This window comes from Micromonospora sp. NBC_01740, from assembly GCF_035920365.1.
GTDB lineage: Bacteria > Actinomycetota > Actinomycetes > Mycobacteriales > Micromonosporaceae > Micromonospora > Micromonospora reichwaldensis.
This window is the reverse complement of the sequence record NZ_CP109150.1, coordinates 6,503,425-6,528,789: the sequence shown is the minus strand read 5'-3', so window position 1 is coordinate 6,528,789 and position 25,365 is coordinate 6,503,425. Positions and strand designations below refer to the sequence as shown.

The window sequence follows — 25,365 nt, the reverse complement described above, 5'->3', positions numbered from 1 at the left end:
GAACGCGATGTTCACACACGGAACCCACCCCGGCTAGCGTGGAACCCGTGCAAATTGGCGTCAACGTACCGAACTTTGCCCCGGGTACCGACCCCGAAATGCTGCGACGGTGGGCGCAGACGGTCGAGGGCCTCGGCTTCGACCTGCTGATGGTCTCCGATCACATCGCGGTGACCCCGGACGTGGCCGAGCAGTATCCGGCGCCGTTCTACGAGCCGTTCACCACGCTGTCCTGGCTGGCCGGGGTGACCCGCCGGGTCCGGCTGGGCACCACGGTGCTCATCGTCCCGTACCGGCACCCGCTGCTCACCGCCCGGATGGCGGCGAACCTCAACCGGCTCAGCGGCGGCCGGCTCGTCCTCGGCGTCGGCGTCGGCTGGGCCCGGCAGGAGTTCGAGGCGCTCGGCGTGCCGTTCCGGCGGCGCGGCGCGCTGACCGATGAGTACCTGCACGTCATGCGCGACGCCTGGCGGAACACCGACGACTACGATACGACCCCGATCCCGATCTGGGTCGGCGGCAACAGCGACGCCGGCATTCGTCGCGCGGTACTGCTCGGTGACGCCTGGCACCCGCTGCGGGTCACGCCCGGATGGCTGGCGGACGCAGCGGGGCGGCTGAAGGCCACCGCCGACGAACTGGGCCGGCCGGTGCCCGCGTTGATGCCACGCATCGGACTCCGGGAGACCCGAGAAGTGGTCACCGCCCCGGACCGGCTCGCCGGTGTCGGCACCATCGAGCAGATCATCGCTGACATCGACCAGATCCGTCTGCTCGGGGCGGAAACGGTGGTGCTCGACCCGTTCAACGGCGACCTGACCGAGATCCGCCAGCCCGAACGCGCCTGGCAGACCCTTGCGGCCGTGGCCGCGTACCACAGATCCCAGGAGGACCGATGACCCCTGACGACGAGAGATTTCTCCGCCGTGCGGTGGAACTCGCCAGCGAGGCCGGGGCATCCGGCGAACGGCCGTTCGGCTCGTTGCTGGTCGGTGCGGACGGCACCGTCCTGATCGAGGACCACAACACCGTGGTCTCCGACTCGGACATCACCGCCCACCCGGAACTGAAGCTGGCCCGCTGGGCCGCTCGGGAACTCGCTCCCGACGTGGCCGCCGGCACCACCATGTTCACCAGTTGCCAGCCCTGCCCGATGTGCGCGACCGCGATCGACCGGTCCGGCCTCGGCCGGGTGGTGTACGCCCTGTCCGCCGAACAGTTCGAGGAGGTCAAGCCGGTCACCCCGCCGCTGCCCCCGGTGCGGTACGAGGGGCCGGCGCTGTTCGACGAGGCGCGCCAGCCGATCGACAACTATTACTAGAGCGGGACCCTTGCGGCGGTGCGGGCGTGCGGCGGGTCCCGCTGTCGCTGGTCATGTCCCTACCCTGGGTTTGCATGGCCATGCGGCCTAGTGCATAATCTTCCTTGTGTCCAAGGTTCTCACCTCCCTGCCCATCGGCGAACGTGTCGGCATCGCCTTCTCCGGCGGCCTCGACACCTCGGTCGCGGTCGCGTGGATGCGCGACAAGGGCGCCGTTCCCTGCGCCTACACCGCCGACATCGGCCAGTACGACGAGCCGGACATCGCCTCGGTGCCCGGTCGCGCGCTCAGCTACGGCGCCGAGGTCGCCCGACTGGTCGACTGCCGCGCCGCCCTGGTCGAGGAGGGCCTGGCGGCGTTGACCTGCGGGGCCTTCCACATCCGCTCGGGCGGGCGGGCGTACTTCAACACCACCCCGCTCGGCCGGGCCGTGACCGGGACCCTGCTGGTCCGGGCGATGATCTCCGACGACGTCCAGATCTGGGGCGACGGCTCGACCTTCAAGGGCAACGACATCGAGCGGTTCTACCGCTACGGCCTGCTGGCCAACCCGCAGCTGCGCATCTACAAGCCGTGGCTCGACACCGACTTCGTCACCGAACTCGGTGGGCGCAAGGAGATGTCGGAGTGGCTGCTTGAACGCGGCCTGCCGTACCGGGACAGCACCGAGAAGGCGTACTCCACCGACGCCAACATCTGGGGCGCCACGCACGAGGCGAAGACCCTCGAGCACCTCGACACCGGCATCGAGACGGTCAACCCGATCATGGGAGTCCGGTTCTGGGACCCGTCGGTGGAGATCCCGACCGAGGACGTCACGATCGGCTTCGACCAGGGCCGCCCGGTGACGATCAACGGCAAGGAGTTCGGCAGCCCCGTCGACCTGGTGCTGGAGGCCAACGCCATCGGCGGCCGGCACGGCATGGGCATGTCGGACCAGATCGAGAACCGGATCATCGAGGCCAAGAGCCGGGGCATCTACGAGGCGCCCGGCATGGCGCTGCTGCACGCCGCGTACGAGCGGCTGGTCAACGCCATCCACAACGAGGACACCCTGGCGAACTACCACAACGAGGGCCGCCGCCTCGGTCGGCTGATGTACGAGGGGCGCTGGCTGGACCCGCAGGCGCTGATGCTGCGCGAGTCGTTGCAGCGCTGGGTGGGCACGGCGGTCACCGGCGAGGTGACGTTGCGGCTGCGCCGGGGCGAGGACTACTCGATCCTCGACACCACCGGCCCGGCGTTCAGCTACCACCCCGACAAGCTGTCGATGGAGCGTACCGAGGACTCGGCGTTCGGCCCGTCGGACCGGATCGGCCAGCTCACCATGCGCAACCTGGACATCGCCGACTCGCGGGCGAAGCTGGAGCAGTACGCGACCCTCGGCATGGTCGGCGGCGCGGCCCCGCAGCGGATGGTCGGCGCCGCGCAGGCCGCCTCGACCGGGCTGATCGGCGCGATGCCGCAGGGCGGCGCGGAGGCCATCGCCTCCCGGGGCGTCCCCTCCGCCGCCGACGAGGCCCTCGACCGCGCCGCGATGGAGTTCGGCGTCGACTGAGCGACGGCTCCTGGACACGATCGTCATGCGGCCCGGAAGTCCCTCACGTCGAGGGGCTTCCGGGCCGTGTCGCTCAGGGGACCTCGGGCCGTCTGTCGGGTCCTATCCGACCTTGAGGGCCAGCTTCCCGACATAGTGATCATTCAGGGCGCGGTGCGCATCCCCGGCTCGGGCCAACGGGAAGGCCCGGGCGACGTGGACCTCGAAGGAACTCGCCTCGATGATCGCGTTCAGCCGATCGGTGGCGGTGCGGCTCCGGTCCCCGTCGTAGTGCGACACCGTCGCACCCGGCGACGTCACCGGCGCGGGCAGGACACCGTTCGGCCAGGCGATCCGTCCCGACTTCCTGATCGCGCGCAGAGATCGTTCGGCGATCTCGCCCCCCACGGTGACCAGAGCCGCATCGAGCCCGCCCGGTGCGAACTCGAACGCCGCAGCCAACACGTCGTCTCGACGACCGTCGACGGCGTCGTCGGCGCCCAGCAGCCGGGCCAGGGCGACACCGTCGTCCCCAGAAGCCACGGCCAACACCCGGATGCCGCTGTGTCGCGCCAGCTGCACGGCCATGTGCCCGATACCCCCGCTGGCTCCGAAGACCATGAGCGTCTCGTCCGGCCGCAGCCCGAGCAGGTCGAGACCGCTCAGTGCGGTCAGGGCGTCCCACGCCATCGCGCCGGCCTGTTCGGTCGGCAGCCGGTCGGGCACGCGAGCCACGAACTCCGCCTCGACGACGGCGTACTCGGCGTAGGAGCCACCACGCGGTACCGGCATCGTCGCGGCGTAGACCCGCTCGCCCACGCCGAACCGCGTGACGTTGCGCCCGACCGCGGCCACCGTGCCCGCCGCGTCCCAGCCGAGGACGTAGGGGAAGGTCGAGGCGACGCCGAAGACGCCGTCGTATCCCCCCTCCCGCTCGCCCGCGTCCCAGGACCCGACGCCTGCGTACTCCACCCGGACGAGGACGTCGTCGTCGCCGACCTGCGGGAGCGGTATCCGGCGCGACGAGAGTTCGTCGACTCCGCCGAACCGGTCAAGGACGACCGCGTTCATCTGCGGTGCCACGATCGCGTCGCCCGCTGTGCGCTCGGCTCTGCTCCCCATCGTCCCCCCTCGTTTACTTGAGTGCATCAAGGATCATTGGACCACAGCTATTTGAGCGAATCAAACAACTCATCTAGGCTGGGGGACATGGCGCTGCCGAACGGACCCGTGACTCCCTCGTCCGAGGCCGAAGCAGCCCTGTTCGACCTGGTCGACGTGTACGACCGCGCCTACGAGACGGCGGCAGCCGAGCTGTCGCTCAGCCCGGCGCAGGCATGTGTGCTCGGGCGACTCGATGAGCGACGGGGCATGGGCGCCCTGGCCGAGGAACTCGGCTGCGATGCCTCCAACATCACCCAGATCGTCGTGCGTCTCGAAGCGCTCGGCCTCGTGACCCGCGAACCGAACCCCCGGGACCGCCGCGCACGGCTCGTCGCGAGAACCCCCCGGGGAGACGAGATCAACCACCGGTTCGCAACGGCCTTCACCTTCGCCCGCACGGCGGTCGGACGACTCTCGCCCGACGAGCAGGACCAGTTGACGGCGCTGCTGCGCAAGGCACTCGGCTGACCCGTGCCTGCGCCCTGACCGATCGAGCAGGATTCAACGGCTTCACGCGGGCGGGCCATATCAAGCCCAGGACTCCCGGCCTCTGTGGGGCAACGGCCTCTGCGGTGGCGCGGTCAGCGGTTGATCGTCGTTCCGCAGGCCTCCAGGCGGGTCAGGACATCGGGGTCGTCGAGGTGCGCCAGCGAGACGTCCAGGGTGTGTAGCGCAGGCAGCGACTCCAGCGCCGCCGCTCCCGTGCACTTCCCGGTCAGTACCAGTTCCGACAGGGCCGGGTGGCCGGTCAGCGGGGTCAGGTCCAACGGCCCTGGACGATAGCCGTGGCCGTCCAGGTCCAGGGATCGCAGGCTGGACAGTGCGTCAATGCCCTCCAGCGACGTCACGTTGTAGTCGTCGGACTCGCCGCCGGTGTCGATGTCCAGGGTCTGCTCGATCAGCATGTAGATGTCGCTGCCGCCGTCGAACTGCAACTCGGTGATCGCTGCGGCCTCGGCCGGCGGCACCGTGACGGCATGTAACAGCTTCAGTGACGCCTCCAGGCGCGGGCCTGGACCTGGGTAGCCGTCCTCCGGACCGTCGGGGCCGGTCGACTCGATGAGCGCCTTGAGGTCGTCGGCAGCGATCGCGTCGTCCAGCAGGGCGTCCAGGACGCCCAGGTGCAGGCCGAGGTCGGGGAAGATGATGGTCATGATCTCGACCGTATCTCGTTACCGCCTCGGCTCAGGACGCGCAGCGGGTCGTCGTTCGAGTCAGGCGGGGCTGGTGACGGTTCGGAGGCGGCCGGTGCGGTGGAAGCGGACCAACCGTCGGGTCAGGACGACGGCCATGGCCCACTGCGGCATCGCGGCGTGTGTTCGGGATGGCGCTCGTAGTCGCGAACAGTGCGCCATCAGCGGGTGGCCCACGACAGGGTGTGCTCCAAGATCCAGGGTCTGCTGCATCGAGGAACGCTCGGCGGGAGGCGCCCTCGGGCCGTGTCGGTCAGGCGCGCTTGGCGAGGCCGAGGAACGCCGTCCAGGCGGCCGGCGTGAAGGTGAGTGCCGCCCCCGCCGGGTCCTTGCTGTCGCGGACGGCGACGACGCCGGGCAGGTTGTCGGCGACCTCGACGCATTCGCCGCCACTCGACCCGCTGCGGGTGGACGTGCGCCACACGGCGTCACTGAGGTTCATGGTGCGCCTGCACTTCCTTCATCAGGTCGATGGACTGCCGGCGGGGCAGGGCCTCGGTGCGGACATTCTCCCACCGGGCCAGCAGGGCAGCCACCCCGTCCTCGTCGTCGACCACGGCCCCGCCGAGCTGATGTTCCAGGTGCCCGACCCAGCCGCCGTCGGCGGAGCGGGCCAGGGCGAACGGGCCCGACGACCCGATGTGCAGCCCGGTGCTCCTCGGGACGAGGTGGATGTGGACGTGCGGCAGCTCGGCCACCTCGATCAGCCGGCCGACCTGCTCCACCATGATCCCGCTCAGTCCCTCGGCCGTCCGGCTCAGCACCGACTCGTCCACGACCACCACGATCTGCGGCGGGTCCTCCCTGATAAGGATTTCCTGCCGGGCCAGCCGGGCGGCCAGCTTCCGCTCGACCTCGGCCTCGGAGAAGGTGTCGTTGAAGCGCAGCACGGCGCGGGCGTAGTTCTCCGTCTGGAACAGGCCGGGGACCAGAGCTGGATTGAAGTATCGGAGCTGCCTGGCGGCACGTTCGGCCTCCAGCCACGGCCGGAACCACGAGGGCTCCCGGTCCCGTTCGGCGATCCGCAGCAGCGCCACGAGCAGGTCACCGGAGCGGAGCACCTCATCCGCGCGGGCCAGGAACGCCCGGTCGAGCGGGCGGGTGCCCGTCTCCACGGCGGACACCATCGACGCCGAATAGTGCACCATACGGCCGAACTCCTCCTGGCTGAGGTTGGCGCTCATCCGCATCCGCCGCAGCTGGGTGCGAATCAGGTCGGCGGTCGGCTCCTCCACAGTTCCTCCACACAGGTCGCCTGAGTTCCACTCGGGATCCTGGCCCGGCGTACCGCTGTCGAAGCGCGGCCACGACCGGGCCGAATGCCTTCCGACGGTAGTCGCGCGCTCACCAGACTGTCACGCAGGCGGACCCGCTCGGCGCCCGGAGGGCTCGGGCGGGTCCGCCCCGGCCGTCCGCTTCCGGGCGGCCCGTCCCTGCCGACGGAGGTCGACGTGTGTGTTTCCAGGGGCCGACGGCGAACGCCTCTCGTGGCGGCGCACGTAGCCGGTTCGCCCGACTGGCGGTGCCGGAGGTGCACGGAGCCCTGGCCCTGCCCCGAGCTGCGGGCGATGCCGGATCCCGCGTCGCGGGACCTGCTGCCGGTGATGTCGGCCCTACTCACCACCGCGATCCGCGATCTCCGGGGCCACCCGGGCGGCCCCGACCCGATCGACGTGGTACGCCGGTTCCTGTGGTGGCTGCCGTTGAACCACGACGAGGCTCGCGCCATCGCCCTGCGGATGCGCTGATGGCGTACCGGAGAATTCCGCACCTGCCAATGCGCCCGCTCTGGCGGTGCCGCAACTGCGGCGCGGAGTGGCCCTGTCCGCCAGGTCGGCTCGGCCTGCTGGCGGAGTACCGGGGCGACCGCATCGGCCTGCTGTTCCACCTGGGCGGGCTGATGGCCGAGGCCCACGCCCAGCTCACCCAGCTCAACCCCGAGCGCCCTCTCGACCTGCGGGAACGCTTCCTCGACTGGGCGCGGGCCCGGGACTGACGTGACATCACAAGGATCTGGTAAGGATCGGACTGGATGCTGTAGCGATCACCCCACTGGGCCAAGACCTGGCTGAAGTAGGCATTCGCTTAACCGACACACTCGGGCGGCATCGCAGCGGTGGCCAGCCTGCTGCGACGCGGGCCCGTCGCGATATCGTGCGCCGCCGGCCTCGAGAGGAAGCGTGGAGCATGACGACAACGCCTACGGGTGGCGCCCTTCGCGCCGCGAAGGCCAACGCACTGGTCCTGGCGGTCCTGCTTGCGGCTGGATGCACGCGGCCGACGGACACCGCTGAGTCACGGCCCGCTGCCGGCCACTCGCCCAGCAGCAGCCCCAGTGTCGTTTCGATACGACTCGACGCGCCCGAGACGCTGCTCGACGGCTGGAACGAATCGATCGACCGACGACTGCACGATATGACCAAGCAGAACATCGGCGGCTTCAAAAGGCTTCTCCAGGGTGAGCCGACCAGCGCGGTGGGTACCGCCTACGCAGCAGGGAAGGAGAAGTATTCAGCGGAGCTCGGGGTTCATCGACCCGACGACAGCCGGTTCGTGCTTGTCAGCGGGGTCTCCGGCACTGTTGTCGCACCGGAAACGACGCTCGACGCCGTGTTCGGCGCGCTGACGGCGGTCGTCGACGTGAAGCCGGTCGCGCCGGGACCGCTGGGCGGCATAGCACGCTGCGGCACCAGCAAGAACGCCGGCGTCCGCGTCGAAGTCTGCGGGTGGGCCTCCCCGCACGTCATTGGCGTGATTCACTTCGGAGGCTTCAAGCCGGCCGACAATCCGAGCAAGATGTTTACGCAGGTGCGCGCACAGGTCGAGCACCCGGCATCGTGACCCGTAGCTGACACGGCCGACCGACTGACCCCTGCGGCGGCCCAGGTAGGCTGTTCGGCTTCCGCGATAACGCCCAACTTCCGACCGGGTCTCGGCAGCGGTTGTCGCGCCGGTTGTACGCACTTGGCGGCACGAACCCGGGACGGGGCGGCTGCCCGTGCGGAATCTATGTCACGGACGGTAGCGTGTCGCCCGTGTTCCCTACCGTCCGTGAGGTCCTCGCGCTGGACCCGGTCCGCCACGGCGCTCCGCGCCTGGTCGCCGGGGACGCCGGTCTCGACCGCCCGGTGCGCTGGGTGCACGTGACCGAGGTGCCCGACATCGCCCCGCTGCTCGGCGGCGGCGAGCTGGTGCTCACCACCGGGATCGGGCTGCCCGCCGACGACGCCGGGCTGCGCGCCTTCATCGGCGACCTGGCCGACGTGGGCGTCTCCGGCCTGGTCGTCGAGCTGGGCCGCCGGTACGTCAGCGGGGTGCCCCGGGTGATGGCCGCCGCCGCCGAGCGGCGCGGCCTGCCCCTGGTCGAGCTGCGGCGGGCCACCCCGTTCGTCCGGATCACCGAGGCCGTGCACGCGCTGATCGTCGACGCCCAGCTGACCGAGCTGCGGGCGACGGAGGAGATCCACCAGCGCTTCACGGAGCTGTCGGTGGAGGGCGCCGGCCCCAGCGAGGTGGTGCGGCAGGCCGCCGACCTCTCCGGCTGCCCGGTGGTGCTGGAGAACCTCTCCCGGCAGGTGCTCGCGTACGACCCGGCGGGGGAGAGCGCCGAGCTGCTGCTGGACTGCTGGGAGCAGCACTCGCGGCGGATCCGGCCGGCGGGGCGCACCGCGTACGACGGCGACAACGGGTGGCTGGTGACCACGGTGGGCGCCCGGGGGCAGGACTGGGGGCGGCTGCTGCTGCGCTGGCCCGGCGGGGGCGACCTGGCGGCGGGCCGGCGCGTGTTCGACCCCGCCGAGGAGGGCGGTGCGCCCGTCGGCGTCGCCGCGCCGCCCGTGGTCCCGCCCACCCGGCTGACCATCCTCGTCGAGCGGGCCGCCTCGACGCTGGCCCTGGGCCGGCTCATCCGGCGCGACGCCGAAGGCCTGGAACGGCAGATCCACCGTACGCTGCTCACCGCCCTGCTCGACCACTCGCTGCCGGTGGACGAGGTCGCCCTGCGGGCCCGGGCGCTCGGCGTGCTGCTGGAGCGCCGGCACCTGGTCGGGGTGGTGGTCCGGCACCGGGCCGACGACCCGGCGGGGGAGGGCGGCCCGGCCCCGGACCAGGGGCAGCCGGGCGGTCCGGAGGCCGGTCCTGCTCGGCTGCGTGATCTCGCCGAGGCGGTCGGGCAGGCGTTGCACGAGGCGAAGCTGACCGGGCTTTCCAGCGCCATCGACGACCATGCCGTCGGCGTGCTGCTCGCCCTGCCGGAGCCGGCGGCCGAGGAGCGGTCGCTGGCCGCGTTCGCCACCGCGCTGCACCGCACCCGCCCGGACGCCCCCGCCCGCTCGGACGGCCATGCCCGCCCGGACTCGCTCGTTCGCCCGGAGGGTCATCCTCGCCCGGGCGGCTCGGCTCGTCCCGACGGCCAGGCCCGCCCGGGCGGCCCCGTCCGTGGTGACGGACCGGCCCGGTCCCACGGGCGGACGAACGGCGTGGCCCGGCCGGCAGGCGGCGGACTGCTCGTCGCGGCCGGTTCTGGCGTGCCCAGCCTGCGGGAGGCGCGCCGGTCGCTGGTCGAGGCCCGGCAGATCGCCGACGCTGCCCGGCGGGACCGGCGGGACCTGCCGGTCTTCCGGCTGCCGCACGTCGGGCTGGCGGGGCTGCTGCACCTGCTGCGCGACGAGCCCCGGTTGCAGACCTTCGTCGAGCGGGAACTGGGCGCACTGCTGACCCACGACGCGCAGCACCCGCGGGAACAGTTGCTGGGCACCCTGCGGGCGTACCTGGAGCAGGGCCGCAACAAGTCGGCGGCGGCCGGGGCGGCACACCTGTCCCGACCGGCCTTCTACGAGCGCCTGGCCCGGATCCGCCGCGTCCTGGACGTGGACCTCGACTCCGTCGAGGCCTGCCTCTCCCTGCACGTGGCCCTGCTGGCCCTGGACGCCATCCGCACCCACCCCGCATCACCCCGCTGACCCCGCGTCGCCCCGCTGACCCCTGGTCACCCCGTTGATCATGAAGTTGTTGCCGCGACACGCCGAGGCGAAGCGCAACAACTTCATGATCAACGGGGAGAGGGCGGGGGTGGGGAGAGGGCGGGGGTGGGGAGAGGGAGGGGGAGGGGAGAGGGAGGGGGTCAGGTGAGGGCGGTGAGGGCCTTGGCGTAGGGCGGGGGGATGTGGTTCGGGCCGCCCGGGGTGAAGACGTCCGAGGTGGCCGCCGTCGACCAGGCCGTGGCCGGGACCGCGTCGACCAGGGCGCGGACGACCGGGGCGTCGCGCCACTGGTCCTGCTCGGCCAGCAGGCTCAGGGCCACCACCGACTCCTCCACCTCGCCGACGCACTCGAACGGCTTGTGCCCGTCCACGCCCAGCAGCTCCCGGTAGCCGGGGATCTGCGACTCGTCGGCGAGCAGGTCGCCGCCGAAGATGCGGGCGACCCGCTCGCGGGGCATGAACGGCGCCATGGCCAGGAAGACGAACCGGCACTTCGGGCAGTCCCGGCACCAGCGCTCGCTGGCGTCGCGCAGCTTGAACGCGGCGTTGCAGCTCGTCACCACGTCGTCGTAGCGGTCGATCTCGGCGAACGACCGGGCGATGTGCAGCTCCGACAGCGAGCGAAGCAGCGAGAAGTAGGGCTCGGTGAGCCCGGCGTGCGAGGCCAGCGCGGCCCGGAGCAGCCCCTCCGCCTCCACACCCTTGGACCACTGGTGGTTGATCTCGTGGCCGTTCCAGACCAGGTTCGGGTCCGACGCCGAGCGCTCGTTGGACATCACCACCGGGCCCAGGCCGTGCAGCACCGCCGTGGCGACGGCGATCAGCGAGTTGATCGCGGTGACCGGAATGTGGCCGTTGAGCGCCCCGGCGGCGTTCAGCTCGAACAGCACCGGGTCGATGCGCCGCCGGGCGGCGAGCGGGCCCAGCCCGGACGCCTCGTTCACCGCGACGATCACGTGGTTCGGGTTGACCGAGAAGGGCACCGGGTCGAAGCCCGCCCGGCGCAGGGCCTCCAGGCTGACGATGGAGTCCTTGCCGCCGCCGACCGCCGAGAGCGGACGCCGGTCGGAGTCGTCGTACTCCCGGGCCGGGGTGACCGTGCCGGCCGGCACCTCCGGGCGCAGCTCGAGCACGTGCGGCAGCTGGTTGCGGTACGCGTACTCCGCGAGGCCCTTGGTGTAGACGGCGGTGACCAGCTCGGCGGCGGCCGGGCCCAGCGGCGCCGGCAGCACCAGGCGGGGCGGCGCGGCGGCCTTGTAGTAGCTGACGCCGGCGACCACGTGCAGCAGTTCCAGCACCCGGCCCAGGGTCGCCACGGTCTCGTCCGAGGGCGGCGCGTCCGGCAGGGGAAGGGTGACCACCTCGGTGAACCGCTGCTCGCCGTCGGGGCCGGTGAGGGCGTAGTCGAACAACACCTCCCCGGTGGAGAGGTCGATCGAGTAGGACGGGAAGGTGAAGGCGTCCATCCGCCGGAGCTGCTCGTTGGGCACACGCCATACTAGGCCCTGGTTCGTCCGGCCGTGTCCGGCTGCGCCGGACCCCGCCCCTGCCACGCCCGACAACACCCCCTGAGGAGAGCCCGTGCGCCTGTCTGACCTGCGCGGACGTACCGTCGCCGTCTGGGGGGCCGGCCGGGAGGGCCGGGCCGCGGTGACCGCGATCGCCGCGCACGGCCCGGCCGACCTGGTCGCCGTCGACGACAGCGCCAACTTCCTCAGCCTGCCCTGGGAGGGGCCGCTGGCCGAGGCCGCGCCGCTGGTCACCGGCGAGGAGGGCTTCGCCCGGCTGGCCGCCGCCGACGTGGTGGTCCGCTCGCCCGGCGTGCCGCAGACCCACCCGTGGCTGGTGGAGCTGCGCCGACGCGGGGTGACCGTCACCCAGGGCACCGCCCTGTGGATGGCCGACCACGCCGCCCGCACGATCGGCGTCACCGGCAGCAAGGGCAAGAGCACCACCTCCAGCCTGATCAGCCACCTGCTCGCCGCCGTCGACCGGCCGAACGTCTTCGGCGGCAACATCGGCGTGCCGACGCTGGACCTGCCCGAGGCGGAGCTGTACGTGCTCGAGCTGTCCAGCTACCAGTGCAGCGACCTGACCGACTCGCCCCGGGTCGCGGTCGTCACCGCGCTCTTCCCCGAGCACCTCGACGCGCACGGCGGCGAGGCCGAGTACTACCGGGACAAGCTCAACCTGCTGGCGCACGGGCCACGGACCGTGGTGGTCAACGGCGCCGACCCGAGGCTCGCCCTCGAACTGGGCGACCGCGCGGCGGTGCGCGCCGGCCTGCCGGACACCGCCCACGTGGCCGGCGGCGCGGACGGTACGCCCTGGTTCCACCTCGGCGACCGGCCGCTGTTCCCGCGCGCGGTGCTACCCCTGGTCGGCCGGCACAACGAGGGCAACCTCTGTGTGGCGCTCGCCGTGCTCGACGCGCTCGGCGTCGACGTGGTGGAACGCCGGGACACGCTGGCCGTGGCGGTCGCCGAGTTCCAGGGGCTGGCCCACCGCCTCACCGAGATCGCCGACCCGTCCGGCCTGACCTTCGTCGACGACACCCTCGCCACCAGCCCGTACGCGGCCATGCACGCGATCGACGCGTACGAGGGGCGGCCGTTGACGGTGATCGTCGGCGGCACCGACCGGGGCCTGGACTACGCGCCGCTGCGCGAGCACCTCGCGGAGCGCGAGCTCACCGTGCTCGGCATCCCCGACAGCGGCGCCCGGATCGTCGAGGCGCTCGCCGGCCTGCCGAAGGTGCGTACCGAGGTGGTCGACGACCTGGTCGACGCCGTCCGGCTGGCCCGCGAGGTGACCCCGGCCGACGGGGTGGTGCTGCTCTCCCCGGCGGCGCCGAGCTACGGGCGGTTCCGCAACTTCGAGCACCGCTCCGAGGTCTTCGCCCAGGCGGTACGCGACACCGCCGGCTGACTCAGCCCCGGTCGGCGGGCGTCGGGTGCGTCGTGCCCAGGCCCGGCAGCAGCTCGTCGTCGCCCGCGTCGTCGTCCGGGTCCCCGGTCTGCGGGGGCGGTGTTCCGGTCTGCGGGGCCGGTGCTGCGGGCGCCCCGGTGGCGCCGGCCGGTTGGCGCCGCTTGTCGGGCGTCCAGGCGAAGGCGAGTGCCCCGCCGACGAGGGCCAGGAGCATCCCGACCAGGAAGCCGCCCAGGTTCGAGGTCAGCCAGGAGACCAGCCCGAGCAGCAGCGAGAGCACGGCGTAGAAGACCCGCTGCTGCGGAGTGGCGACCAGCAGCACCCCGCAGAGCACCAGGACGGCCGGCACCAGGTACGCGGCCAGCCCCTGCGGCCCGACGTGCAGCAGCACCCCGAGCGGCGCGCGCAGGGTCACGAGCATCTCCGTGCCGCCGAGCGCGATCAGCACCCCGGCGGTGAACGGGCGGCCCCGCCGCCAGCGGCGCCAGCGCCCGCCGGGTCGGCGGGCGGCTGGCACCGGGTGGTGTCCCGCGGCGGTCACGTCAGCATCCGTCGGAGGTGAACGCCATGCGCAGGTCGGGCAGGTTGAAGACGGCCGCCGTGGTGGCGTAGTTGTTCTGCCGCAGGTTGGTGATGATCACCGTGTCCGACTGCTGGGCGAAGACGCCGGGGTTGCCTTTGACCCCGGGGACCTGGTCGAGGGTGCTGGCGTCCTGCCCGACGTTGATGTTCTTGAAGGAGGCGTTGCCGGCGACCTCGTCGCCGTCGACGACCAGGGTGCGGGCGGTGACCGGTGTGCCGGCGCCGCCGGCGGTGATCTTCAGGTAGACGCCGCCCAGGTTGATGCTCTGGCAGAGGTTCGTCAGCTCGGCCTTGTCGATCGCCGACACCATCACCAGGACCTGTCCGCCGGTGTCGCCCTGGTTGGGGCTGTCCGGAATCATCTGGTCGATGGTGGCGAACTGCTCGAATCCCGTGCCGGTGAGCTTGTCGGCGGTGACGGTGAACGGCATGCCGGAGATGGCGAACTGCGCGCCCAGTACGCCCTGGGCGGTCAGCACGACCATGCCGGCGGCACCCGCCACGACGGTGCCCAGCGTGGCGGCGAACCGGCGCCAGCGCACGCCGCTGCGCGGCGGATCGGGTTCGATCGGTGCGATCTGCTCCGACATGGCGGGCTCCCTTTCGAAGATCAATTGATCGGCGACAATGGGAAATCGACTCAAGGTTCTGCGCAGGCTGAAGTTACCGCCGAGTAAATGCCGGGTCAACGGCCGGTGGGAGCTGGTTGAGGCGGTATCTGCCAAATGCGGCCAAAGTGAAAAACCGCTGCGGTTTCCGACCGCGCGGCGTCGGCTGCCCGGCCGGGAGGCCGGGGGCGCCGTCAGGACAGGGTGGCCGCCTCGCCGGCCGGCGCGCACGGCGCGGTCGTGCCCGGGCCGTCGGCCGGGCGAGCCAGCCGCGTCGCCCGGGCCGCGTCGTCGGTGCCGAGGAAGGGCGCGGTGGCCGCGTAGGTGAGCACCGGCAGCAGCTGGGGCAGCTCCGTCGCCCGGCCCTGGGCCACCCGGCTGCGCACTGTGGCGTGGATCCCGCCGACCACGGTGGAGACCAGCGCGTCCCGGTCCACGTCCACCGTCGGGCCGGGGCCGGCGTCGGCGAAGAACCGGCGGAAGCTGCCGAGCAGGGCGTCGCGCTCCCGGCGGGCGTCCGGGCCGGCCGCGTCCACCTCGACGAGCGCCATCCGGGCGAAGGCGGGCACGCTCGCCAGCACCTCCAGCAGGGTGCGCAGGGCGGCGCGGGCGGCGTCCGACCACGTCGGCCCGGCCTCCCGGTAAGCGCTCTCCATGAGCTGCGACAGCACGGCGACGCCGTGCCGGTACGCGGCGAGGAAGGCGTCCTCCTTGCCGCTGAAGAGGGCGTAGAAGGCCGGTCGGGTCACCCCGGCGGCGTGGCAGATGTCGGTGACCCGGGCGTTGTCGTAGCCCTTCGTCGCCACCTCCCGCACGAGCCCGTCGAAGAGGCGGTCGCGCTGGGTGGCGGCCACCGCCTCGGCGGAGAGCCGGCGCGGGCCACGCTTGATCGCGCGATCGGGGTCGCGACCGGGGCGTGCGCCCGGCAGGGGTGCCGGATGCGGGCGGCGCTGCGTGGTCAACGTGCCTGCCTCTCCATTCATTGACTTTACGACCCTCCGGGGTTTATAACTTGCTGCACGCTCAGTTGGGATCCCGTCACCATGGGTGATCTTCCGGATGGTCACCCGTTGACTCATCGAAGGAGGGCTCGATGGCTGCCATTATCGCGGAACAGGAGCGCCCTCCCAAGGCCGGAAAGACGCAGGTGACGCCGCTGCGCCGCGGCGTGCCACGCCGGCCTGCCCGCTGACGTCGCCGCACCACCACCGCCACCGCCGTCCGGCCCCGACGGCCGCCCGGCAACCCCCACCGCCGTCCATGACGCGACAGCCCCGGTCGCCGCGCGGGCACCCCCCGCCCACGCGAGTCGACCCTCCCCCGCCCCGGAAAGGAAGAACCATGCTCAGGTACGGACGAATCGGCGTGGGTCTCACCGCCCTCGCGCTGCTGACCGGCCTCGCCGCCGCCCCGGGCTCGGCCGCCGCTCCGCGCTCCGCCACCCCGGCACCGTTCGCCAACAACGTGCTGACCTACCCGACGCCGGGCGGCACCGCCGTCGCCGTCAACGACGTGATCCGGGCCAGCCTCAGGACCGGCACCAACGCCACCTTCTACTCCTCCGCCTCGGGCACCACCGGCGTGAAGTGCGCCGCGTCCACCTTCAGCGCCAAGGTGCTGAGCAACCCGGCGGCCCCGGGCACCGCCACCGAGAGCCTGACCGCCCAGTCCTTCACCAACTGCACCACCAACGTCATCGGCACCACCGGGGTGCAGAGCGTGACCGTGCAGAACCTGCCGTACGCCACCTCGGTCACTAGCGCCGGCGTGGTCAAGATCAGCGGCACGGCGACGGCGCCGATCCAGAGCACCGTCGTGCTGAACTCGCTGCTCGGCGCGATCACCTGCGTCTACCGGACCAGCACCAACAGCCTGACCGGCACGGCGACCAACGCCAACAACTCGATCACCTTCACCAACCAGACGCTGACGAAGTTCTCCGGCCCCAGCCTCTGCTTCGGCACGGCGTACTTCTCCGCGGCGTACTCGCCCGTGCAGGACTCCAGCAAGGGCAACGCCCCCGTCTACGTCAACTGATCGCGGTCCACGGGGCCGGCGCGCGGGGATCCGTCGTGCGTCGGCCCCCGGTCGTGCGCCGGTCAGCCGTCGCCCAGCGCCGTGTGCAGGGCCCGCACGGACCGGATGGCCGAGCGGATCTCCTGGAGGTAGCGACCCGGGGTGAGCGCCGGTTCGGGCAGCCCGGCCAGGTCGGGCAGGGCCGGGTCGACGCCGACGGTCTCGATCGCGCAGCCGTACGGCACGGCGAGGGTGCGCAGCGCGTCGCAGTGCTGGAACGGCACGTAGATCGGCGCGGTCACCATCAGCACCGCGTCGCCCGCGCGCAGGCGGACGTGCTCGGCCCAGAACCGCTGGGTGTCTGCGGTGTGCGCGCGGCGCCGCGCGGGATCGCCGGACGGGGCGGCCAGTACGCGCACCGGCGGGCCGCCCTCGGGCCGGTACGTGCGCGACGACCAGGAGCGGTGGGGGTGGTCGGCGTCGTGGCCGTCCTCCTCGGCCGGGACGGTCACCGCGAACTCCCGCCGCACCGCCGCGTCCAGCGCCGCCACCTCGGTGTCGCAGGGCGGGACGCCGGCCACCTCCAGGGCCCGGCACTCCGCGTCCGACAGCGGGCGGAAGCTGCCCAGCACCGCCACCTCGCCGCCGACCCGGGTGCCGCCGCGCAGCAGGTGCGCCGCGTACGCGACCCGGCGCTGGCAGGCGTGCGCCAACCCGCCGAGCACGACCAGGTGGGCGTACCGCGAGCGGGCCGGCGCCGCCGGACGCACCATGCCGAGCGCGGCGGCGGTGGCGAGCACCAGCCGCGCGGTGGCCGCGTCGACGGCCGGTTCCCGGGCGTCCGGCCGCTCCCGGCCACCCCGGAAGTCCCAGTGCCGGGCGGAGAAGTCGTCGAGGCCGGCCAGCACTCCCGCCACGTCCCCGTCCGGCCACGTGCCGCCGAAGTGCCCGACGAGGTCGCGCAGCGGTCCGGAGCCCACCCAGGCCCGTACGCCGGCCGCGATCGTCTCGACGCTCGTGCCCGCCGCGCCGGTCGGCAGCGCCGGCGCCCCACGCGGCGCTTCCTCACCGGTCCGCACCGCCGGATCGTACCGGCGGCCGGGTGCCCGGGCGACGAACGACCGGGCCGGCGGCGACGACCGGGCCGGCGACGAACGACCGGGCCGGGCGACGGTGTGGGGCGGCCGCGGTGCCGCGCCACCCACCGCCCCTTGTCCCCGCCGCCGGCTGGTGGCAGCGTGCGGTTACCGCGAACGCCGCTGAGAGGGTGCGACGATGACCACCGACGACCTGCTGGCCCGGCACCGGGCCGTGCTCCCGTCCTGGATGCCGCTCTACTACGACGAGCCGATCGAGCTGGTCTCCGGCTCCGGCCGTCGGGTCACCGACGCCCGGGGCCGCACCTACCTCGACTTCTTCGGCGGCGTGCTGACCAACATGATCGGCTACGACGTCCCGGAGATCCGGGAGGCCGTCGAGCGGCAGCTGCGCACCGGCATCGTGCACAGCTCCACCCTCTACCTGATCCGGCAGCAGGTCGAACTGGCCGAGAAGGTCGCCCGCCTCTCCGGCATCCCCGACGCGCGGGTCTTCTTCACCAACTCGGGCACCGAGGCGAACGAGGCGGCGCTGCTGGTCGCCACCAACCACCGCCGCTCGCACCAGATCCTCGCCGTGCGCAACAGCTACCACGGCCGGTCGTACGCGGCGATGGGCGTGACCGGTAACCGGGGCTGGTCGGCCAGCGCGCTCAACCCGCTCCAGGTGGCCTGGCTGCACTCCGGCGAGCGGCTGCGCGGCCTGCTGGCCCGGCTGGGCGAGGCCGAGCGTCTCGAGGCGGCCGTGGAGGACCTGCACGAGGTGCTCGCCACCCAGACCGCCGGCGACGTGGCCTGCCTGATCGCCGAGCCGATCCAGGGCGTGGGCGGCTTCGTGCACCCGCCGGACGGGCTCTTCGCGGCCTGGAAGAAGGTTCTCGACTCCCACGGCATCCTGTTCGTCTGCGACGAGGTGCAGACCGGCTGGGGGCGTACCGGGGAGCACTTCTGGGGCTACCAGGCGCACGGCGTGACCCCGGACCTGCTCACCTTCGCCAAGGGCATCGGCAACGGCTTCGCCCTGGCCGGCGTGGTCGGCCGCGCGGACGTGCTGGAGTCGGTGCCGGGCATCAGCTTCTCCACCTTCGGCGGCAACCCGGTCTCGACGGCGGCCGGCAACGCGGTGCTCGACTACCTGCTCGACCACGACCTCCAAGCCAACGCGGCCCGCACCGGCGCGATCCTCGCCGACGGCCTGCGCGCCGCCGTGGGCGGTCTCGACGGCGTCGCGGAGGTACGCGGCAAGGGGCTGATGCTCGGCGTCGAGTTCGTCCGGCCGGGCACCGCCGAGCCGGATCCGGCGCTGACCGGTCGGGTCTTCGAGGCGTGCCGGGCCGGCGGGCTGCTGACCGGCAAGGGCGGCCTGTACGGCAACGTGCTGCGGATGGGCCCGCCACTGACGCTGACCGAGGACGAGGCCCGCGAGGGCCTGGCCATCCTGGTCGACGCCATCCGCTCCTGCGTGGCGGCGGAGGTGGCGGCGTGAGCGCGGCGGAGCACGGCGTGGACGTCATCGGCCACTTCGTCGACGGCAAGCCGTTCAGCGGCTCGTCCGGGCGGCACGGGGACGTCTTCGACCCGGCGACCGGTCGGCGTACCGCCCGGGTGGAGCTGGCCTCGGCGGCGGACGTCGCGGTCGCGGTGGAGGCTGCCGGGCGCGCGGCCCGGCTCTGGCGGGACGCGTCGCTGGCGAGGCGGACGGCCGTGCTGTTCGCCTTCCGGGAGCTGGTGCACGCGCGGCGGGACCGGCTCGCCGGGGTGATCACCGCCGAGCACGGCAAGGTGCTCGCCGACGCCGCCGGCGAGGTGCAGCGCGGCCTGGAGATCATCGAGTACGCCTGCGGCATCCCCTCCGCGCTGCGCGGCGGGTTCAGCGAGAACGTCTCCACCGAGGTCGACTCGTACAGCCTGCGGCAGCCGCTCGGCGTCGTCGCGGTGATCTCCCCGTTCAACTTCCCGGCGATGGTGCCGCTGTGGTTCCTGCCGATCGCGGTGGCCTGCGGCAACGCGGTGGTGCTCAAGCCGAGCGAGAAGGACCCGAGCGCGGCGCTGCTGCTGGCGGAGTGGTTCGCCGAGGCCGGCCTGCCCGACGGGGTGCTGAACGTGGTCAACGGCGACGCCGAGGCCGTGGACGCGCTGCTGGACCACCCGGGCGTGAAGGCGGTGTCGTTCGTCGGCTCCACCCCGGTCGCCCGGCACGTCCACCAGCGCGGCACCGCCGCCGGCAAGCGGGTGCAGGCGCTGGGCGGGGCGAAGAACCACATGGTGGTGCTCCCCGACGCCGACCTGGACCTGGCCGCCGACGCGGCGGTCAACGCGGGGTTCGGCTCGGCGGGGGAGCGGTGCATGGCGATCTCGGCACTGGTCGCGGTGGAGCCGGTCGCCGACGCCCTGGTCGCCCGGGTCGCCGAGCGGATGGGCCGGCTGCGCACCGGCGACGGCCGGCGCGGCTGCGACATGGGCCCGCTGGTCACCGCCGCGCACGCCGCCCGGGTGCGCGCGTACGTCGAGGCGGGGGTGGCCGCCGGCGCGGTGCCGGTGGTGGACGGCCGCGACGTCGAGCCGGACGGGGACCCGAACGGGTTCTGGCTGGGCCCGACGCTGTTCGACCACGTCACGCCGGACATGTCGATCTACACCGACGAGATCTTCGGCCCGGTGCTCGGCGTGCTGCGGGTCGGCTCGTACGACGAGGCGGTGGAGCTGGTCAACGCCAACCTGTACGGCAACGGCACGGCGATCTTCACCAACGACGGCGGCGCGGCCCGGCGCTACCAGCACGAGGTGGAGGTCGGCATGGTCGGCGTCAACGTGCCGATCCCGGTGCCGATGGCGTACTACTCCTTCGGCGGCTGGAAGGCCTCGCTCTTCGGCGACCTGCACGCGCACGGCGAGGACGGGGTGCGCTTCTTCACCCGGGGCAAGGTGGTCACCAGCCGCTGGCTGGACCCCCGGCACGGCGGGGTCAACCTCGGCTTCCCCACCCAGACCTGAGCAGGCGCAGGGTGCCGGCCCCGGCCAGGTACGTCACCAGCGCCGCCGCCGGCAGCCCCAGCGGCTCGGGCGCCGCCCTCGGCGTCTGGGCGTTGACCACCAGGGCGTACACCACGGCGGCGAAACCGGCGGCGGTGAGCGCGCTGCGCACGGTGGCCCGCCACCCGCCGCCGGCCGGCGCGCGGCCCGACGCGGCCCCGCCGCCGGCCGGCCGACCCTGCCCGGCGCGGCCGGTGCGGGCCTCGACGGGGCCGAAGACGGCGACCAGGGCGGCCAGCACCACGGTCAGCATCAGCACCCACGGCACCCGCCAGGCCAGCCAGGCCGCCGACCCCGCGGGTGGGGTCGGCAGCCTCCCGGCCGCGTCCAGCGCGCCGACCAGCAGGATCGCGGCGGTGAGGTGCCAGAGGAAGACGGTGAGCACGACGGCGTTCACCGCGATCACCGCCTGCCACGGGCGGGGGCGGCGCAGCCAGCGCTCCGCCGGGTCGCGCAGCAGCAGGATCAGCCCGAACTGGGCAGCGGTCAGCGTCAGCAGGGCCAGGCTGGGCGGGGCGGCGTTGTCCAGCCGCTCGCCCGGGACGTTGAGCATGCTCACCGGGTACGGTCCGACGGTGGTCAGTAGCACCGTTGCGGCCAGGCCGCCCAGCAGCGCCGCCGCGCCCGCGCGCCGCGACAGCGGCAGCCGACGTGGCCCCGCCCGGTCGCGCGCGGCCGCGGGGCGTGGCGGGTGCCCGCCCGTCCCGTCCGGGTGGGCGTCGTGACGCCCGGCGTCGGCGTCGCGCCAGGCGATGCCGAGCTGGTGCACGGCCAGCCAGCCGAGGACGTAGTTCGGCAGCGCCAGCTCCGCCGGGCCCAGCGCCCGCCCCACGTCGCCGGCGACGACCAACGCGGCCAGCGCCGCCGGCACGAGCAGGCCGAAGCGCCGGTGCAGGGCGAGCATCGCCGGGGTCAGCGGCACCACGATCAGGTAGGCGGCGAGGAACCAGAGCGGGATCGTGGCGAACCAGGCGACGGTACGCACCAGCGTCGCCCCGGCGCCGCCGAGCGACGCGAGCGCGGCGCCGCCGGCGATCACCAGCAGCAGCGCGGTCGTCGGGCGCAGCAGCCGGGCGCCCCGGTCCAGCAGCCACGCGGTGGCGTCGACGCCGGCGGCCCGGCGGGCGGCCAGCGAGGCGGCGTTGGCGTACCCGCCGACCAGGAAGAAGATCGGCATGACCTGGGCGACCCAGGTGAGCGGGTACGCCCACGGCAGGTCGGGCAGCGCCGAGCGCCCCGTCGGCCGGCCGGCGGCGTCCTCGCCGATCGTGGCGACCGCCCAGTGGCCGAGAACGACCATGCCGATCGCGAGCGCCCGGAGCAGGTCGACGTAACGTTGCCGACCAGCGGGGGTGCGCGCGGCGAGTTGCCGCAGGCGGCGCATGGCCCCGAGGGTACGTCAGGCGTGGACTGGCCGCTGCTGATAACGGTTCGGTCCCCGGGGGTTGAAGTCCGCGCCCTCCTGCCGTAGAAATTCTTCAGCAACATATTGCGAACTGAAGACAAATTCCCCCTGCGCCTCGTGCGGCGGTCACCATCCCCCATCCGGCGACCGCCCGGACCGATCCGAGGAGAGACCATGAACAGGCGTGACATCCTGCGGCGCACCGCCGCCGCCGGCCTCCTGGCCACCCCCGCCGCCGGCCTGCTGACCGGCTGCGCCACGGGCGGCGGTGACGACGACAAGGGCGACGCCGGCACCTACAAGGGCACCAAGAGCGAGCAGAACCCGCTCGGTGTCAAGGAGGACGCGCCCCTCGAGGTGGTGATCTTCAACGGCGGCTTCGGCGAGGAGTACGCGAAGGCCCACGAGGCCATGTACACCGAGAAGTACCCGAAGGCGAAGATCAACCACTCGGCGACGCAGGAGATCGCGAAGACCCTCCAGCCGCGCTTCGTCGACAACACCCCGCCGGACGTGGTCAACAACTCCGGCGCCAACCAGATCGACTTCAACGGCCTGGTGTCGCAGAACGCCATCGCCGACCTGGGCGAGCTGCTGGCCGCCCCGAGCCTCGACATCCCGGGCAAGACGGTCAAGGACACCCTGCTCCCGGGCGCCGTCGAGGTCGGCTCGTACGACGGCAAGTTCCTGGTCATGAACTACACCTACACCGTCTACGGCATCTGGCACTCCACCAAGCTCTTCACCGAGCGCAAGTGGGAGTACGCCAAGACCTGGGACGAGCACATCGCGCTGTGCAAGCAGATCAAGGCCGCGGGGATCGCCCCCTGGACGTACGCGGGCGCGCACCCGCGCTACATGAGCTGGCCGGTCATCTCGACCGCCATCAAGTTCGGCGGCCCCTCGGTCGCCACGGCGATCGACAACCTGGAGCCCAACGCCTGGAAGTCCGACGCGATGAAGACCGCAGCCGACGCCTGGCACCAGATCGTCAAGGACAAGTTCATCCTCGAGGGTTCGCCCGGCCTCGACCACAAGCAGTCGCAGACCGCGTGGTGCCAGGGCAAGGCGGCCTTCATCTCCTGCGGTTCCTGGCTGGAGAGCGAGCAGAAGGACGTCACGCCGGCCGGGTTCAACATGACCATCCAGCCGACCCCGAGCCTGGGCAGCGGCGACAAGCTGCCGTTCGAGGCCGTCCGGGGCACCGCCGGGGAGCCGTTCATGGTCCCGGCGAAGGCCAAGAACGTCGCCGGCGGCCTGGAGTTCTTCCGGGTCATGCTCTCCAAGAAGGGCGCGCAGGACTTCACCAAGAAGGTCTCCAGCCTGACCGTGGTGGCCGGTGCCAGCGAGGGCGTCGAGCTGCCGTTCGGGCTGAACACGGTCGTCAAGGCGCTGGAGGCCTCCGGCAGCAACGGCTTCAACTGGGTCTACAACAACTACTACCGCAAGCTGGAGCGCAACCTCATCGACGCCGCGTGCGGCGAGTTCTTCAGCGGGCGGATCGGCCCGGCGGAGTTCCTCGACCAGTGCCAGAAGGGCGCGGACTCGATCGCCCAGGACAGCTCGATCAAGAAGTACAAGCGGGCCGCCTGACACCCCGGCCGGTGGGGCGGGGCGGACCGCCCCGTCCCACCGGGCCGCCGCTGAAGAGGTAGGACCTCATCGTGAGACATGGCAAGTACCCGCTGATCGTCACCTTCCTGGTGCCGCCGGTGCTGCTCTACGTCATCTTCGTCGTGTCGCCGTACCTGCAGGCGTTCCAGATCTCCACCACCGACTGGCTCGGCTACTCGGCCGACGCCAACTCGGTCGGGCTGGCGAACTTCAAGACGCTCTGGAACGACGACTACGTCTGGAACGCGTTGAAGAACAACGCGATCCTGCTGGCGCTGGTTCCGGTGCTGACGATCGTGCTCGGCCTCTTCTTCGCCGCCATGCTCAACATGGGCGGGCGCAAGGGCCGGGCGGGGGTCAGCGGGGTGCGCGGCTCGTCGTTCTACCGCACGGTCTACTTCTTCCCCCAGGTGCTCTCCGTCGTGATCATCGCGCTGCTGTGGAAAGAGGTCTACCACCCGAACAAGGGTCTGCTCACCAGCGCCCTGAACAGCGTCGGTCTGGGCGCGCCCACCTGGCTGGGGGATCCGCGGACCGCCTTCTGGTGCGTGCTCGCCGTGATGATCTGGAGCAACGTCGGCTTCTACGTGGTGCTCTTCGGCGCAGCCATGTCGGCCATCCCCAAGGAGATCTACGAGGCGGTCATGCTCGACGGCGCCTCCCGGCTGACCACGCTGTGGAAGGTGACCATCCCGCTGCTCTGGGACACCGTCCAGGTCGCCTGGGTCTACCTGGCCATCTTCGCCCTGGACGGGTTCATCCTGGTGCAGTTGATGACCAACGGCGGTCCCAACTTCTCCACCGACGTCATCGGCGTACGCATGTACGACACGGCGTTCGGCAGCGAGACCAAGTTCGGCTACGCCTCGGCGATCGGCGTGGTGATGTTCTTCCTGACCCTCACGGTGGCGGTGCTGGCGCTGCGGGCCAGCAAGCGAGACAGGATCGAGTACTCGTGACGACTCTGGACAAGCCCGCGTCCGTGGCGCTGCCCGACGAGCCTCCCGGCCCCGCCGACCGCCCGGTACGCCGCGAACTCGGTGTCGCCAACGTGCTGTCGCACGGCTTCCTGCTGTTCTGGGGTGCGCTGACCGTACTGCCGCTGCTCTGGATGTTCATCAGCTCGTTCAAGAGCAACGCGGAGATCCTGGCCGACCCGTGGTCGCTGCCCGGCGCGTTGCGCTTCGACAACTGGTCGCGCGCGTGGAGCGGGGCGCACATCGGCCAGTACTTCCTGAACAGCCTGGTGGTGGTCGCGGGCTCGGTCACCCTGACCATGCTGATGGGCGCCACCGCCGCGTACGTCTTCGCGCGCTACGAGTTCCGGGGCAAGCAGGTCGTCTACTACCTGTTCGTCGGTGGGCTGATGTTCCCGGTCTTCCTCGCCCTGGTGCCGCTGTTCTTCGTGGTGCGCAACGCCGGCCTGTTCGGCACCTGGACCGGGCTGATCCTGGTCTACGCCGCGTACTCGCTGCCGTTCACGGTGTTCTTCCTGACCGCCTTCTTCCGTACCCTGCCCACGGCCGTCGCGGAGGCGGCACTGGTCGACGGCTGCGGTCACTTCCGGCTCTTCTTCCAGGTGATGCTGCCGATGGCGCGTCCGGGACTGATCAGCGTCGCGATCTTCAACTTCCTCAGCCACTGGAACCAGTTCCTGCTGCCCCAGGTGCTCATGCAGGGCGACGAGTCCAAGTGGGTGCTCGCCCAGGGGCTCGCCGCGCTCTCGGTCAACCAGGGCTACGCCGGCGACTACGCGCAGCTCTTCGCCGGCCTCACCATCGCGGTGGTCCCGGTACTGCTGGTCTACATCCTCTTCCAGCGCCAGGTCCAGTCCGGCCTGACCGCCGGCCAGCTCAAGTGAGCCCATTCGGACTGGACCGGTTTT

25 protein-coding genes are annotated in these 25,365 nt (G+C 72.2%); 15 read left to right on the top strand and 10 right to left on the bottom strand.

From position 1 onward, the window contains the following. Positions 1-98: 98 nt before the first annotated feature. The 3 genes from OG989_RS28315 (at position 99) to argG (ending at position 2,879) form a co-directional block, all read left to right on the top strand. Entirely contained in the window at positions 99-899 is an 801-nt protein-coding gene (locus tag OG989_RS28315) for an LLM class flavin-dependent oxidoreductase (RefSeq protein ID WP_327029006.1), read from the top strand. Then, positions 896-1,321, top strand: a complete 426-nt coding sequence (locus tag OG989_RS28310; RefSeq protein ID WP_151455753.1) for a nucleoside deaminase — start codon at positions 896-898, stop codon at positions 1,319-1,321. The genes OG989_RS28315 and OG989_RS28310 overlap by 4 nt, the downstream gene beginning before the upstream one ends. 106 nt (positions 1,322-1,427) lie before the next feature. After that, positions 1,428-2,879 carry an argininosuccinate synthase gene (argG, locus tag OG989_RS28305; protein WP_132238770.1) on the top strand — a complete coding sequence of 484 codons (1,452 nt, stop codon included), beginning with the start codon at positions 1,428-1,430 and terminating at the stop codon, positions 2,877-2,879. Positions 2,880-2,981: 102 nt separating this feature from the next. On the opposite strand, the gene OG989_RS28300 is transcribed toward argG, so the two are convergent. Then, positions 2,982-3,980, bottom strand: a complete 999-nt coding sequence (locus OG989_RS28300; protein WP_327029005.1) for a quinone oxidoreductase family protein — start codon at positions 3,978-3,980, stop codon at positions 2,982-2,984. Positions 3,981-4,067: 87 nt separating this feature from the next. On the opposite strand from OG989_RS28300, the gene OG989_RS28295 reads away from it, so the two are divergent. Next, positions 4,068-4,490, top strand: a complete 423-nt coding sequence (locus OG989_RS28295) for a MarR family winged helix-turn-helix transcriptional regulator (RefSeq protein ID WP_327029004.1) — start codon at positions 4,068-4,070, stop codon at positions 4,488-4,490. A gap of 113 nt (positions 4,491-4,603) precedes the next feature. Here OG989_RS28295 and OG989_RS28290 read toward each other — a convergent pair whose 3' ends face one another. The 3 genes from OG989_RS28290 to OG989_RS28280 form a co-directional block, all read right to left on the bottom strand. Next, positions 4,604-5,176 (bottom strand): DUF6892 domain-containing protein, encoded by a 573-nt coding sequence (locus OG989_RS28290; protein WP_327029003.1) that lies wholly within the window; start codon positions 5,174-5,176, stop codon positions 4,604-4,606. 292 nt (positions 5,177-5,468) lie between these two features. Further along, on the bottom strand, positions 5,469-5,657 hold the full coding sequence (locus OG989_RS28285) for a DUF397 domain-containing protein (protein ID WP_151455757.1): 189 nt from the start codon (positions 5,655-5,657) through the stop codon (positions 5,469-5,471). Beyond that, entirely contained in the window at positions 5,644-6,450 is an 807-nt protein-coding gene (locus OG989_RS28280; protein WP_327029002.1) for a helix-turn-helix domain-containing protein, read from the bottom strand. The genes OG989_RS28285 and OG989_RS28280 overlap by 14 nt, the downstream gene beginning before the upstream one ends. A gap of 333 nt (positions 6,451-6,783) precedes the next feature. Between OG989_RS28280 and OG989_RS28275 the strand changes: the two genes are divergently transcribed. The 4 genes from OG989_RS28275 to OG989_RS28260 all read left to right on the top strand — a co-directional run bounded on the left by OG989_RS28275 (position 6,784) and on the right by OG989_RS28260 (position 10,176). Next, on the top strand, positions 6,784-6,963 hold the full coding sequence (locus OG989_RS28275; RefSeq protein ID WP_151455758.1) for a hypothetical protein: 180 nt from the start codon (positions 6,784-6,786) through the stop codon (positions 6,961-6,963). Next, positions 6,963-7,211 (top strand): flavin reductase, encoded by a 249-nt coding sequence (locus OG989_RS28270; protein WP_151455759.1) that lies wholly within the window; start codon positions 6,963-6,965, stop codon positions 7,209-7,211. Before OG989_RS28275 ends, OG989_RS28270 begins: the two co-directional genes overlap by 1 nt. Before the next feature lie 191 nt (positions 7,212-7,402). Next, a complete protein-coding gene (locus tag OG989_RS28265; RefSeq protein ID WP_151455760.1) occupies positions 7,403-8,056 on the top strand; it encodes a hypothetical protein in 654 nt (217 codons plus the stop codon). Positions 8,057-8,250: 194 nt separating this feature from the next. Next, entirely contained in the window at positions 8,251-10,176 is a 1,926-nt protein-coding gene (locus OG989_RS28260) for a PucR family transcriptional regulator (protein WP_442930331.1), read from the top strand. Between the two features lie 161 nt (positions 10,177-10,337). On the opposite strand, the gene OG989_RS28255 is transcribed toward OG989_RS28260, so the two are convergent. Continuing rightward, entirely contained in the window at positions 10,338-11,687 is a 1,350-nt protein-coding gene (locus tag OG989_RS28255; RefSeq protein WP_327029000.1) for a hypothetical protein, read from the bottom strand. Positions 11,688-11,778: 91 nt separating this feature from the next. Between OG989_RS28255 and murD the strand changes: the two genes are divergently transcribed. Next, the gene (gene murD, locus OG989_RS28250) at positions 11,779-13,125 is read left to right on the top strand and encodes a UDP-N-acetylmuramoyl-L-alanine--D-glutamate ligase (protein WP_327028999.1); all 1,347 of its coding nucleotides are present in this window, start codon (positions 11,779-11,781) and stop codon (positions 13,123-13,125) included. Between the two features lies 1 nt (position 13,126). Here murD and OG989_RS28245 read toward each other — a convergent pair whose 3' ends face one another. From OG989_RS28245 to OG989_RS28235, 3 genes are all read right to left on the bottom strand, one after another. Continuing rightward, entirely contained in the window at positions 13,127-13,666 is a 540-nt protein-coding gene (locus OG989_RS28245; RefSeq protein WP_327028998.1) for a DUF6114 domain-containing protein, read from the bottom strand. Position 13,667: 1 nt separating this feature from the next. Next, on the bottom strand, positions 13,668-14,297 hold the full coding sequence (locus OG989_RS28240) for a DUF6230 family protein (protein ID WP_151457472.1): 630 nt from the start codon (positions 14,295-14,297) through the stop codon (positions 13,668-13,670). A 212-nt stretch (positions 14,298-14,509) separates the two neighbouring features. Beyond that, a complete protein-coding gene (locus tag OG989_RS28235) occupies positions 14,510-15,277 on the bottom strand; it encodes a TetR/AcrR family transcriptional regulator (protein ID WP_327028997.1) in 768 nt (255 codons plus the stop codon). 379 nt (positions 15,278-15,656) lie between these two features. Here OG989_RS28235 and OG989_RS28230 point away from each other — a divergent pair, with 379 nt between their 5' ends. Next, the gene (locus OG989_RS28230) at positions 15,657-16,352 is read left to right on the top strand and encodes a Tat pathway signal sequence domain protein (protein WP_151453243.1); all 696 of its coding nucleotides are present in this window, start codon (positions 15,657-15,659) and stop codon (positions 16,350-16,352) included. A gap of 62 nt (positions 16,353-16,414) precedes the next feature. On the opposite strand, the gene OG989_RS28225 is transcribed toward OG989_RS28230, so the two are convergent. Next, the gene (locus OG989_RS28225; protein ID WP_327028996.1) at positions 16,415-17,410 is read right to left on the bottom strand and encodes a hypothetical protein; all 996 of its coding nucleotides are present in this window, start codon (positions 17,408-17,410) and stop codon (positions 16,415-16,417) included. A gap of 196 nt (positions 17,411-17,606) precedes the next feature. Here OG989_RS28225 and OG989_RS28220 point away from each other — a divergent pair, with 196 nt between their 5' ends. After that, a complete protein-coding gene (locus OG989_RS28220) occupies positions 17,607-18,914 on the top strand; it encodes an aspartate aminotransferase family protein (protein WP_327028995.1) in 1,308 nt (435 codons plus the stop codon). A 17-nt stretch (positions 18,915-18,931) separates the two neighbouring features. After that, positions 18,932-20,422: a CoA-acylating methylmalonate-semialdehyde dehydrogenase gene (locus OG989_RS28215; RefSeq protein WP_327031250.1), complete on the top strand. Its 1,491-nt coding sequence runs from the start codon at positions 18,932-18,934 to the stop codon at positions 20,420-20,422. Here OG989_RS28215 and OG989_RS28210 read toward each other — a convergent pair. After that, entirely contained in the window at positions 20,394-21,845 is a 1,452-nt protein-coding gene (locus tag OG989_RS28210) for an acyltransferase family protein (protein ID WP_327028994.1), read from the bottom strand. The genes OG989_RS28215 and OG989_RS28210 overlap by 29 nt on opposite strands. A gap of 195 nt (positions 21,846-22,040) precedes the next feature. Here OG989_RS28210 and ngcE point away from each other — a divergent pair, with 195 nt between their 5' ends. From ngcE to OG989_RS28195, 3 genes are all read left to right on the top strand, one after another. Next, the gene (ngcE, locus tag OG989_RS28205; protein WP_132238802.1) at positions 22,041-23,459 is read left to right on the top strand and encodes an N-acetylglucosamine/diacetylchitobiose ABC transporter substrate-binding protein; all 1,419 of its coding nucleotides are present in this window, start codon (positions 22,041-22,043) and stop codon (positions 23,457-23,459) included. 71 nt (positions 23,460-23,530) lie between these two features. Next, on the top strand, positions 23,531-24,439 hold the full coding sequence (locus OG989_RS28200) for a carbohydrate ABC transporter permease (protein ID WP_101411517.1): 909 nt from the start codon (positions 23,531-23,533) through the stop codon (positions 24,437-24,439). Beyond that, entirely contained in the window at positions 24,436-25,341 is a 906-nt protein-coding gene (locus OG989_RS28195) for a carbohydrate ABC transporter permease (RefSeq protein ID WP_425857501.1), read from the top strand. The genes OG989_RS28200 and OG989_RS28195 overlap by 4 nt, the downstream gene beginning before the upstream one ends. The last annotated feature ends 24 nt before the right edge of the window (positions 25,342-25,365 follow it).